Source organism: Parasporobacterium paucivorans DSM 15970 (assembly GCF_900141895.1).
Taxonomy (GTDB): Bacteria; Bacillota; Clostridia; order Lachnospirales; family Lachnospiraceae; genus Parasporobacterium; species Parasporobacterium paucivorans.
Genome location: NZ_FQYT01000018.1, coordinates 54,537 through 63,251 on the forward strand (window position 1 = coordinate 54,537; position 8,715 = coordinate 63,251).

Sequence of the window (8,715 nt, forward strand, 5' to 3'; positions counted from 1 at the left end):
AGGAGTGATGGTATGGTTCAGCCAAAATATCACGTGTTTATCTGTACGAGCTGCAGAATCAACGGACAGCAGAAGGGTTTCTGCCATTCGAAGGGAGCCGTCGACCTCGTGGAAAGGTTTATGGAAGAGATAGAGGACAGAGGACTTTCGGGAGATGTAGTCATCAACAATACCGGATGCTTTGGTATCTGTGACAGAGGCCCGATCGTGGTGGTCTATCCGGATGCGGTCTGGTATGGGAGTGTATCCGAGGAAGACGTGGAACGGATCTTCGAAGAACATTTTGAAAATGGCAACCCCGTGAAGGACCTCATGATATAACACAAGAAATTGATCCGATAGCCTGCTGCATATAAATGCGGCAGGTTAAAGGCGTTTTGAGAGGCAGGCTGATATATGATAAGAATTATTGATTCAACACTGGCCATGATGGACCGATTCGAGTGGCTTCCCGACCAGATTGCTGATTTCTGCAGCCTGATGAAGAGCATCGGGATACTGGATTTGGAAATCTCCGAGGATATCTATGGAAAGATGGGGGAACTGCCGGAGGGCATACGTCTGTACATGATGATCGGCATGCCTGAAAAGAGACATGATTACCCGGGCATATACAAATTCCTGCACCAGAAAGGAATCCCAGGGGAAGATCTGATTTGCCAGCTTCAGATAAACGATATCCGGGAGGTAATACAGATCAAATCCTATCAGGATTATGCGTGCCTGCGGATCAAGGGTCTGGATGATATGATCTGCCACAAATACAGTGGAATCATGAAAAATATCAAGGAGAATGCCGGGAAAGCCAGGATAATATTCTGTCCGGAAAACAGCTTCGGGTGCGCGACCGCCCTGGCTGTACAATGGATTCTCGACGGCAATAATGAAATATCAACGAGCTTTACCGGCATTGGAAACAGGGCCGCCACGGAGGAAGTGCTGATGGCCTTAAGGATTTCTTCCAGGTATAAGGTGAATCAGGACCTTTCTCCCCTGATCCGGCTGAAAGAAATGTTTGAAGATGTGACGACGGAGAGAGTCTCCCCTAACAAACCAGTGATAGGCGAAGCAATATTTGAGTTTGAAGCAGGCGTACACGTGGATGGGATTATAAAAAACCCATCAAATTTCGTTCCGTTTCTTCCGGAGCAGGTAGGACGGAAGTTCGGCATCCGGGTAGGCAAACATTCCGGAAAGAACGCAGTCATTTACAAACTGGGCGAGGCCGGAATAAAGATGGAGGAGGAAAAAGATATACTCGCCATTCTTTCGGAAGTAAAAAAACAAGGTTCAGACCTGAAGAGGGGTCTGAAGGATGTGGAATTCTTAAGTATCGTAAACGAGGTATGTGCCGATGAAGGAAAAAAAATGGATAGTTGACACCACATTGCGTGACGGCGAGCAGAGGGCGGGCATAGTTTTTAACGCGGAGGATAAAATCAGGATTGCATTGAAGCTGGATGAAATCCATGTCGGCGAGATTGAAGCCGGTATACTGGGTTCTAAAGCGGAACAGAGGGATTATATAGAAGAAATCATGCGCAGAAGGGAATATGCAAAAATATCCATCTGGAGCAGGGCAATCAAGGAAGACATCTTGGGAATGAACACAAAATGCCCGGATATCATCCATATAGGAACGCCTGTCTCGTACGCCCAGATATACAGCAGGCTCAGAAAAAACAAGGTCTGGTTCCGGAAAAACTTATGCGAATGTGTGGATGCAGCCCTCACAAAAGGAGCAAGCGTGACAGTGGGATTTGAGGACGCATCCAGGGCGGATGTCGGATTTCTGATAAATACCGCAATAATGCTGAAAAATCTGGGAGTGGACACCATCCGGATCGCGGACACCGTTGGAGTGCTTACCCCCGAAAGGACCAGACGGATAATAGAAGAGATATCCTCCCAGACGGATATCGATCTGGAAATCCACGTCCATAATGACCTGGGGATGGCAGTAGCCAATTCCATCGTGGCCGCGGCTGCGGGTGTCAGATATATTGACTGCACTCTGGCCGGAATCGGCGAACGGGGAGGAAACTGCAACTTTTATCAGTTTCTTAAGGCGGCAGAAGGCTGCTTTGATTTTGGAATCGATAAGAACAAGGTTCTTTCCCTGGAAAAGGAAGTGCTGGACCTGTTGGAAAATAATTCGAAAGGAAGCAGATGACATGAAGAAGATGATAGCTGTATTGTTCGATAATGAGAATAAGATCACTGATTTCATCCATGCAGACCACATTGTGGTTTATGGGAAAATGGGGGATTCCTGGTCTGTGGCGGAGGAACTGAAGGGCGTCCGGATGGAGGGGCGCGACGGCGAGGGCATCCGGACACATATGAATGAAATCATATGCCGGCTGGGTGAGTGCAAAGCCCTGGTGGGAAGCATCATAACCGGAGTACCCTATTATATACTGGAAAAAAACAGATTCATAGTCTGCGAGGCGGATGAATTCTCTGACGAACTTCTCGAACAGATGGGAACAGATTTCTATGATGTAAAAGAGGGTGCTGCGGAGGAGGACAAAAAGGAGATCCCATTGGGACCCGTGTCGACAGATAACGAGGGGAATTACTACTTTGATTATGCCGCGGCAGCGAAAAAATATCCGGAGCTCACTTCGAAAAAAGCTCTGCTTCCATTTTTCAGCAATGAGCTATTCCAGAGCGTAACAATAATATGCACCCACATCATGCCGTGGATAGATTCCTTCCTCGAACAGAGCAATCTTCAAATGGAATCGAGACGAAACGAAGGTCTGTATACAATTAAGATTTTCCATAAAATCTGCAGAAATCAGGAGGAAATGTGCAATGAGTGAATTTAAATCCAAGTATGGAGTGATAAAGGGAATCACCCGTGCCAGCTATTATCCGGACGGACAGCTGAGGGAGTGCAGGCTGGTTGAAGAAAACCGGATCAGTACGGAAGCAGGTATTTTGATTCCGAAATATGATTTCTATGAGACAAGGACCAAAAGCAGGAATGCCATGGAGTTTTATGCATCGGGGGAACTTAAAAGCGCATACCTGGAAAAAAGGCAGCAAATAGAAACGCCTTTTGGGAAAATCATGGCAGAGATGGTGACCTTCTACGAAGGGGGCAGTATACGGAGAGTATTTCCTACTTACGGACAGATAAGCGGTTACTGGTCAGAGAAGGAAGAAGGGGACCTGCTGGAGGGCATCGGCATCCAGACAGACCGCCTGCAGATTAATGCAAAACTTTCCTGTATTTCCCAGTACCCGTCAGGAAAGCTGAAGAGCCTGACCCTCTGGCCAGGAGAAACCGTGACGGTCGATACGTCCTACGGGCCGGTGACGGCACGGATTGGAATATCACTATATGAAAATGGCGTGATAAAATCTCTGGAGCCTTCCCGCGGCACTCCGATTTCAACGCTGGCAGGGGAATTCATCACTTTTGACCTTAATGCAATGGGCATACATGGAGACCGCAATTCCCTCTGCTTTTATGAAAATGCCGCCATAAAAAGCTTAACAACCATGCATTCGGGAATCCGGATAGCCGGGGATGGAAAAATGGAAACCATAACACCTGTATTGGTACCAAGCATGGCTGACATAGAGATCATGGTAATATCGCCAATAAAAATCAATTTTGGTGAAAAGGGACTGGCTGTTACGGACAGTTTGGGCGGAAAACATTTGTTTTCGGAAAAGGAATATGAGTTTACCAGTTTCCCCGTCAGTTTTGGGCAGTCATCCCCACCCGTATTTGCCGATTAATTCTACAAATCTTACATTTTCGACAGCCTCGCGGTATACTTCTCCGGAAGAATCTTTGGACAGCATGACCAGTTCCTGCACATCCCTGGGGCCTACTGGAATCAGCATCCTGCCTCCCGGACTGAGCTGGTCAATCAGCTCTTCTGGAATTTCGGATGCGGCCGCAGTGACCATAATGCGGTCATAGGGGGCATTTTCACTCCAGCCGTCACTTCCGTCTCCGACCTTGTAATGTATATTTGCATATCCCATGGAATCCAGAACGTCCCTGGCCCGGTCAGACAGCTCCCGGATGCGTTCTACAGTGTAGACCTGCCCGGAAAACTCTGCCAGGATGGCAGTCTGGTACCCGGAACCGGTCCCGATTTCCAGTACCCGGCTTGACTTATCCGGCCTCAGAAGCCAGGTCATCTGCGCAACCAGGCTTGGCTGCGAGATTGTCTGTCCGAAACCGATAGGAAGAGGCTCATCGATTTGTGCGTACTGCTTATACCCGGCTTCCAGAAAAGAAGATCTGTCCAGATTTTCTGTGAACGCTATCAATTCATTGTAGTCCATATGAGGTACCTCCTGACGTTCGTTTCCTTCTCTTGCTTTTTGAATAATTCAAGTATATAGCAATCAAACGAAGAAGTATAGATTTTGTTGATAATATAGATTGCAGAATTGATACAAATCCATTATAATTATCGCGAAGAGAAGGTTATATAAAAAGGAGATAAGAACATATGGTACTTCCATCAGATTTGAAATACACGGTTGAGCATGCGTGGCTGAAAATAAGAGGTGATAAGGCAAGGCTGGGAATCACGGATTATATTTTAGAACAGTTGGGGGATGTGAATTACATAGATCTCCCGGAGGTTGGCACCATGTTTTCGGCAGGGGATGTATTTACGGAAGTGGAGACTTCAAAGACTACGCTGGAGATAACATCTCCTGTGAGCGGGGAAGTGATTTCTGTCAACGAAGAATTGAGGGATTCGCCAGGGAACTTAAATGATGATGCCTTTGCTTCCTGGATTGTGCAGATCAAGCTCAGCGACGATACGGAACTGGACGACCTGCTGACAGCAGACGAGTATGAGGAAGAAATAGGATAAAAAAAGGCAAAAAAAAGAGTGGCGGTTTAACCCGCCACTTTACTTTTTTGGTTTGACTTATGCTAAAGTTACGTTAACAGCCTGAAGTCCTCTGTTACCCTGAGTAGTTTCGAAAGAAACTCTCTGTCCTTCATCTAAGCTTTTGAAACCGTCTGTAGCGATTCCTGAGAAATGAACGAAAATATCTTCATTATCCTCGCTTGTGATGAAACCATATCCTTTTTGAGCGTTAAACCATTTTACTGTACCTTTTGTCATTGTAAAATACCTCCTGATTTTATTATATTTTAGGGTGAAAATAAAAATCACATATTTTCGTAAGTCTTCATAGTTAGATAATGACTTACAAAAATATGTGAATCAAACTAAACATCTAAAATACTTCTTAAGAATACCCTGAATCCCTCATAAAGTCAAGTGTTTTCGGAAAAAGAATAAAGGCCTCCGCCGATGGCAGAGGCCTTTGGAACATGTCTATTTAAGGTGTATATTCCATGGCAGCATCCCAGTTTGTTTCCAGAAATTCTCCCGGTTCATAATAGAAGTGGCCTGAGGAATAGGCTCCTCCCTCGAGGGTTACTGAAACCTGGTGTGTCTGAAAATAATATCCAAAAGTATCCGCAACGGAGGACAGAATCATGCCCTCCAGGCCGGCGCCGGCATTCATGGAAGAGACAAATTCCGAGGAAAAATCAACGGTCACTGTTTGCAGGCTGACATCATATCGAACGGACAGAAGGGATGCATCGGCGGGAATTACGGCCTGCAGACCGCTTCCGGCTGGGATATTCTTCAGGCTTTCCTCAAGTATACCTGCAATTTCCTCATTCGTATGCAGCGCTGCGGTTTTGTCAACATAAACGATCCGATCATTGTTAAAATCAGGATAATAAACACGTACGGTCTGGCTATAGGGAGTTTCCCACTCGATAAGCTCCAGTTCGCTGCTGATGGGATTTTCCGGATCGGAATCAGATATGAATTCGCTTTTGACCAGTCCGATTCCCACAACGTAATAATCCCGGGTGGTACTGTCCGTCCTCTCTGTAGTGATCTCCACAGCATCGAAAGTCCCATAAGGTACGGTAATGCTGGCTCTTGTATTCGTTATGGTCCTGACGGAACCGTCTGAAAGAGTCCAGGAATTGCCCTTCTCCAAGGGCTCCTGCATAACGACTTCTTCCATGTTGCTTTCTCCGGTGAAGTCCCATTTGAAATAGGTTTCTCCTGCAGAGTAGGCCTGGATCAATCGGCCGGAATCAATCCGGTATACCTGGACTGAGGTGGTGCCGGGGTTGACTACCCTCATCTGCATTATGTTTTCTCCAGAGTAGTCCACAAATGAATCATATTCCGCAAATTCATTTCCCAATCCCCGGTATTTCCTGTGGACGTCTCCGGAAAAAGGGAAAAAGTCCAAAACATGAAGCAGGGATGGGTCGGTGTAGGTCTCCGAGTCAGTGGTCTGGGTTTCTGTTTCAGATGAGGAGGTTTCGTCCCCACCATCGTTCCTGCAGCCGCTGAAGCTGAGCAAGAGTGCAATTATCAAAAAGAGTGATGTGATTAATCTTTTCATAACGTACCTCCATGGGGCCGTCAGCAAGAATTACGCAATCATGGCCTTATGCAAATATTCCTCTTCAACAGGTATATGTTTCATGGACAAGATATTTATGGTGAAAGTATATTCAGCAGCTTCGTGGTCCGGAGTCCAGTTTTTGGAGGCAGTAACGTCTGTCTGACCTTCTCTTGTCATGGAAAGGGAATAAAAAGAATCCGCGCCAGTCTTGATGACCCCTTTGATATGCCCCAGGATGATGCCTTCTACTGAAAATTGGGTACCCAAATCCAGGAACAGCGCTTTTGCTTTTTCTTCCAGTATCCGCAGTGAAACCGGATTCTGAACAGAGTAATTCCAGCTTCTGCTCAAAACCATGGTGTTCTCGATGAATTTTTCGTAGTCCCCGTCGTGTCCGTGGTCATGCTCATGGTGATGGTGTTCATGGTGGTCATGTTCATGGTGAGGGTGGTCTCCATGCCCGCTGTGGCAGCCGCAGTCGCAGTTCTCCCCATGTTCGCTATGGTTATGGCCATGATGTTCATGCTCATGGTTATTGTGTTTCATAATTATTTATCCTCCTTCGCAGCGCCCTGCTTAAGCGCCGATTCAATAATCTCCAGAATCTCTCCGGAACTGCAGGATGTGGAGGAAACCATATACGTTGGTGCATTGCCGGAATATTCGGCCACTCTTTTCAGTGCATCCTCGGTCGGATCCTTGATATCCGTTTTATTCAGCAGTACCCCGTTCACGCCTTCCAGCTGTGCCCGGAGCAGGTTTTCCATAGCCCTGACAAGCACGTCCCAGCGTGATACATCCACTACCGCGAAAGTATATATTGGAATATCCGGATCCCCATATTTTTTGTAGGAATCCACAATGCTTTTCATGACAGCCAATCCGGTCGTTTCAACAATCAGCCAGTCCGGAGACAGATCCTCTTTGATCTTTATGAAAGCATCGATAAGGTTTCCGGTCAGCTGGCAGCAGATACAGCCTCCGGAAATGGTGGTGATATGGACACCAGCCTCCTCCAGAATATTCTGGTCAATACCGGTTTCACCGATTTCGTTTTCAATGAGGGCAACTTTATCACCCTTGTTTAATAATTCCTGAATTAAAGGTTTGATGATGGTTGTTTTCCCGGAACCAAGAAAACCCCCGAACATTAATATCTTCATAACAATCTCCCATCTGCAGAATAGTAGTTCTTCACTCCTTACATTATAACTCCGGAAAGCATATTTGTATAATTATTTAAAACCATCAGACGATACGGTCTGGTCATAGCATAAAAAAACTTACATTTCAAATTTAAACGTGCTATACTGTATACAAGAAGTGTCATATCAATAAACTAATGAAGAGATACACCCTGGTCGACGGATAAGGGTGTGTTTTACTGACTTTCTGCGAAAGGAGAGAATATTATGTATCAGAAAAATGACTATATTGTTTATGGGAGCAGGGGAGTGTGCCAGATTGTGGGTATCGGAATCCCTGAAGTGTCCTGGGTTGACAAGGACCGGGAGTATTATATGCTGAAACCGGTTTACTCAAGCTGCAACATCGTTTATATTCCCGTGGATAATGAGAAGATAATGATGAGAAAAATTCTTTCCCGCAGGGAAGCCAGAGAACTCATCGATAACATGGATTCAATAGAACCCCTGTATGCGGTAACGGACAAGATTCTGGAAGAAAAATATAAAGTCTCCCTGGCAGCCCTGGATACAAAGGAACTTGTCAAGATTATCAAAACTGTTTACGTTAAAAAGCAGGATAAGCTGAAGGTCGGGAAAAAACTAGGACAGACAGACGAACGCTACCTCAAGAAAGCCGAAGAGCTCCTTTTTGGGGAGATGTCCCTGTCTCTGGAAGTGGATAAGGATGACGTGGCAAAAGAAATAGAAGACAGGGTTCGCAACGCTTTTTCCAGACTGAATTAATGTAAGACCAGCATCAAAGCATAAAAAAAGATGGAGCACCGGTAATTGATGTGACCCCAATAAGTTAGACTTTATAGCGTAGTAGCTTTTTAGCTGCTACGCTATTTCTTTATGCAGCCAAGAGGTTGAGTCTGTATTCTACTGGACTCATCCATCCTAGTTTCTCCTTGATTCTTTGTTCGTTATAATATTTTATGTATTTTTCTATCGTCTCTTTCAATTCTTCGTAGCTGTAAAAAACTGCACCATAATACATTTCCTGTTTCATGATTCCAAAGAAGTTTTCCATTACAGAATTATCGTGACAATTTCCTTTTCTGGACATACTCTGAAAAACTCTATTTTC

13 protein-coding genes are annotated in these 8,715 nt (G+C 45.5%); 7 read left to right on the forward strand and 6 right to left on the reverse strand.

Annotated elements, in window-relative coordinates:
* Positions 1-12: 12 nt before the first annotated feature.
* From BUA79_RS08895 to BUA79_RS08915, 5 genes are all read left to right on the forward strand, one after another.
* On the forward strand, positions 13-321 hold the full coding sequence (locus BUA79_RS08895; protein WP_073994080.1) for a 2Fe-2S ferredoxin: 309 nt from the start codon (positions 13-15) through the stop codon (positions 319-321).
* A 75-nt stretch (positions 322-396) separates the two neighbouring features.
* The gene (locus BUA79_RS08900) at positions 397-1,380 is read left to right on the forward strand and encodes a homocitrate synthase/isopropylmalate synthase family protein (protein ID WP_073994081.1); all 984 of its coding nucleotides are present in this window, start codon (positions 397-399) and stop codon (positions 1,378-1,380) included.
* Positions 1,355-2,173 (forward strand): beta/alpha barrel domain-containing protein, encoded by an 819-nt coding sequence (locus BUA79_RS08905; RefSeq protein WP_073994082.1) that lies wholly within the window; start codon positions 1,355-1,357, stop codon positions 2,171-2,173. The genes BUA79_RS08900 and BUA79_RS08905 overlap by 26 nt, the downstream gene beginning before the upstream one ends.
* 1 nt (position 2,174) lies before the next feature.
* Positions 2,175-2,828 (forward strand): Fe-only nitrogenase accessory AnfO family protein, encoded by a 654-nt coding sequence (locus BUA79_RS08910; RefSeq protein ID WP_073994083.1) that lies wholly within the window; start codon positions 2,175-2,177, stop codon positions 2,826-2,828.
* Complete coding sequence (locus BUA79_RS08915) at positions 2,821-3,756, forward strand: hypothetical protein (RefSeq protein ID WP_073994084.1); 936 nt, start codon at positions 2,821-2,823, stop codon at positions 3,754-3,756. Before BUA79_RS08910 ends, BUA79_RS08915 begins: the two co-directional genes overlap by 8 nt.
* Here the strand turns inward: BUA79_RS08915 and BUA79_RS08920 are convergent.
* On the reverse strand, positions 3,730-4,314 hold the full coding sequence (locus tag BUA79_RS08920; protein WP_094757397.1) for a protein-L-isoaspartate(D-aspartate) O-methyltransferase: 585 nt from the start codon (positions 4,312-4,314) through the stop codon (positions 3,730-3,732). The two genes, BUA79_RS08915 and BUA79_RS08920, sit on opposite strands and share 27 nt — an antisense overlap.
* A 170-nt stretch (positions 4,315-4,484) precedes the next feature.
* Between BUA79_RS08920 and gcvH the strand changes: the two genes are divergently transcribed.
* Positions 4,485-4,859 (forward strand): glycine cleavage system protein GcvH, encoded by a 375-nt coding sequence (gene gcvH / locus BUA79_RS08925; protein ID WP_073994085.1) that lies wholly within the window; start codon positions 4,485-4,487, stop codon positions 4,857-4,859.
* Between the two features lie 57 nt (positions 4,860-4,916).
* On the opposite strand, the gene BUA79_RS08930 is transcribed toward gcvH, so the two are convergent.
* The 4 genes from BUA79_RS08930 to BUA79_RS08945 all read right to left on the reverse strand — a co-directional run bounded on the left by BUA79_RS08930 (position 4,917) and on the right by BUA79_RS08945 (position 7,601).
* Positions 4,917-5,117, reverse strand: a complete 201-nt coding sequence (locus tag BUA79_RS08930) for a cold-shock protein (RefSeq protein WP_073994086.1) — start codon at positions 5,115-5,117, stop codon at positions 4,917-4,919.
* Positions 5,118-5,337: 220 nt separating this feature from the next.
* A complete protein-coding gene (locus BUA79_RS08935; RefSeq protein ID WP_073994087.1) occupies positions 5,338-6,435 on the reverse strand; it encodes a GerMN domain-containing protein in 1,098 nt (365 codons plus the stop codon).
* A gap of 30 nt (positions 6,436-6,465) precedes the next feature.
* Complete coding sequence (locus BUA79_RS08940) at positions 6,466-6,984, reverse strand: hypothetical protein (RefSeq protein ID WP_073994088.1); 519 nt, start codon at positions 6,982-6,984, stop codon at positions 6,466-6,468.
* A 2-nt stretch (positions 6,985-6,986) separates the two neighbouring features.
* Complete coding sequence (locus tag BUA79_RS08945; RefSeq protein WP_073994089.1) at positions 6,987-7,601, reverse strand: GTP-binding protein; 615 nt, start codon at positions 7,599-7,601, stop codon at positions 6,987-6,989.
* A 249-nt stretch (positions 7,602-7,850) separates the two neighbouring features.
* Here BUA79_RS08945 and BUA79_RS08950 point away from each other — a divergent pair, with 249 nt between their 5' ends.
* On the forward strand, positions 7,851-8,369 hold the full coding sequence (locus tag BUA79_RS08950) for a CarD family transcriptional regulator (protein WP_073994090.1): 519 nt from the start codon (positions 7,851-7,853) through the stop codon (positions 8,367-8,369).
* A gap of 109 nt (positions 8,370-8,478) precedes the next feature.
* Here the strand turns inward: BUA79_RS08950 and BUA79_RS08955 are convergent.
* Positions 8,479-8,715: IS3 family transposase (locus tag BUA79_RS08955; RefSeq protein ID WP_143147900.1), on the reverse strand; the 237-nt coding region annotated here is incomplete at its 5' end.